Here is a 2,488-nt window from a genome sequence, read left to right on the forward strand (position 1 = left end):
AACGCCATCGTCAGCGACCTCCACGTCTGCAAACAGGACAAGGAGATCGAACAAGCACCCCGCGACGTCCGGCGTCAGGACACGCCGGGTGGTCCCACAACTGGCAGAACGGCGGTCCCATCCCCGTGGCAGAAAACCGTCCAACGTGGTCCCATCACGATGGCGAGCGACAGTCGATGAACGCGATCGGGGGCGGGCCGAGCGTCGGATGGCCATGGCGTACCACCAGGGAGGCGAACCCGGTGCATCAGGCAACTGCGCGATCGTGACGTAGCTGCCTTCGAGGTGACGGTTCCAATGGCCGGCCCCGGTGGCTAGCCGACGGTGCAACTCGCGAAGTTCGCGCAGCTCGTCGGCTGCCACCGGGTCTGCGGTGACCGCCAGGAAGTCGACGTCGCTCTGTCGATCACCGCCGTCCATGGCGGAAGAACCGACTAGGTAGGGATGTTCTCCTGAAGAGCCTGTTGTGCGGAGACGGTCAACAGTTGCAGCACCCGGCGTAGCTTCACTCGGGACTCGGCGCTCAGCCGGTCCAGGTCCACCCCGTCGAGGTCCATCACGCCGATGATCGAACGCGCTCCTGCTGCCGCCCTCCGCAACCGGGTTTGGAGTTGAGGAACTCGGCAGCAGGAGCGCTGGCCTGCATCGCGGCGGGCGGATGCGCCACGAGACTCGTTCGAGGTCGCCGACGCTTCCCGCAGACGCGCGCGACAACCTCTCGTACTGCGGGGTTCTCGGCGATCTGAGTGCACCGGACGTGTGGGCGGTCGGCGAGTCCATCGGCGGCGCGCCGCAATCCTTCCCAGGATGCCGCGGGTGGCCGGCGCGGATGGGGTATCGAGGCGCGCGAGACGGTGAAGACGACCTGCTCCGGTCGTGGTGGGTGCGCCGACTGGCGTTCGTGGCACATGCGGGCATGGGGGCGGCTCTGACCACAGGCCAGACCTGCAGTCGGCTCGGGCACTCACTTGGCGTAGTTGCGCTGGTGTCGCACTTCGATGCGGCCGATGTGACGACACGTGCGCCGCGCTGCTCCACGACGTCGGACATCTCCCGACGAGTCACACCGTCGAGGGCGTCGCGGGTTTAGATGATCACGAGGGCGTCGCAGCCCGGATCCTCGAGTTGACGCCGCTGCTGGACCGGCACGGCGTTCTTGTCGCTGACGTCCTGGCCACGGTTGATGGCCGACGGCCGTCCGTCATGAGTAGTCCCCCCGGCGGGTTGAGGCTCGACCACGTGGACTCCTTCGGGCGGTCCGGCCGGGCGCACGGCCGGACCAGTGCGCCTGCGGGCCGGACGTTGGCCGCTTTGACCGTTGTCAATGGCGCCGTCAGTACCGATGGCGTTACCGCCGGCTACTTGTGCGGGCTGATTCGCCGGCGAAGCGCGTCCGCATTTCTCGACGGCGAACATCGTTCCCAGCGGGGTGGTTCGCTACCTGGTGGGAGTGCTGTTGGATCACGCGAGCCAGGGGACCACGGATGCCATCGCCGCGGTGACCGACGCCGATCTCTGGGCCATGACGCTCGGCGATTCACGCACCGCAGAGATGGCCATGGTGCTGTGCCACGACCATGCCGGCTGGAGCATGGACGCGGTCGGTGGCACGCACGGGATCAAGTTCGAGGTCACCCGTCTGCATCTCGACCTCCCCCGTGTCGCCGGCTATGCGATGGATTCCGGAACGAACCCGTTCGGCGATCTGCCCAGGGTTGCCGTGGTTGGGCGACACCTTTCTGCCGGCTGGCGCCTGAAGTTCGCGGTCGATGGGCGTGTGACGAACGCCGACATCCTTGCGCGGGCGCCCTTTCCGAAGAGGCTCGCCTGCGCCCGCTATGGAGCTGGGTGATGCGCGTCCTCGTGAACGCGCCGGCAACATACAGTCGCGCGTCCCCCGGATCGAGACGGGGTGACGGCCCACACGATGCTGCACCCTCCCCGGATTGGTCCTGGCGGGACCGGCTGTGCCGTAGATCGGCCCTCTGTCTGCGCTATGCCGACACGGGCGGCAGACCCCATCCACCCAGGTCCGGCAGCCGGTTTCCCGCCCGGCCGACGTTCACGTTTGTCGCTGACCTGAGGGTCAGGCCGCGGGCCGATGCCGCGATTTGACCTCTCCACCGACCTCACGTAATGTCGTCGGAGTTGCCAGTTGAGCCCTAGAGGCCAAGGCAGCCACACCCTTCACCTAGAGCCTGGTAACAGGTTCGGGCGGAGCTCGCCTCAGGGCGGGCTCCAGGAGGACCGGGACGAGTGGTTTGACACCGCGCATCGGACCGGGTAGCGTTGAATAGGTTGCCCCGAGCAAGGTTGAGAGGCCTTTTGCTGGGTGCGCGTTTGATCTTTGAGAACTCAACAGCGTACCGAAAGTCAGTGCCAACTGATTTATCGTCCTGCTACCCACTTCGCGGGGGTAGGACATCATTTGGTGCATTACGAGATTGTTTGTGGTGGCGCCTTTTGGGGTGTCACTGTGCTAGCTCGT

Annotated in this window: 3 protein-coding genes; 1 reads left to right on the plus strand and 2 read right to left on the minus strand. The window is 66.1% G+C overall.

Features of this window, described 5'->3' with window-relative positions:
* Positions 1–434 precede the first annotated feature (434 nt).
* Both ABIB25_RS29080 and ABIB25_RS29085 read right to left on the minus strand, forming a co-directional pair.
* Positions 435–557 (minus strand): hypothetical protein, encoded by a 123-nt coding sequence (locus ABIB25_RS29080; protein WP_354531997.1) that lies wholly within the window; start codon positions 555–557, stop codon positions 435–437.
* 529 nt (positions 558–1,086) lie between these two features.
* On the minus strand, positions 1,087–1,239 hold the full coding sequence (locus ABIB25_RS29085) for a hypothetical protein (protein ID WP_354531998.1): 153 nt from the start codon (positions 1,237–1,239) through the stop codon (positions 1,087–1,089).
* 217 nt (positions 1,240–1,456) lie between these two features.
* On the opposite strand from ABIB25_RS29085, the gene ABIB25_RS29090 reads away from it, so the two are divergent.
* Positions 1,457–1,852, plus strand: coding sequence for a hypothetical protein (locus ABIB25_RS29090; RefSeq protein ID WP_354531999.1), 396 nt, complete (start codon positions 1,457–1,459; stop codon positions 1,850–1,852).
* Positions 1,853–2,488 lie beyond the last annotated feature (636 nt).

Source organism: Nakamurella sp. UYEF19 (assembly GCF_040546275.1).
Lineage (GTDB): Bacteria > Actinomycetota > Actinomycetes > Mycobacteriales > Nakamurellaceae > Nakamurella.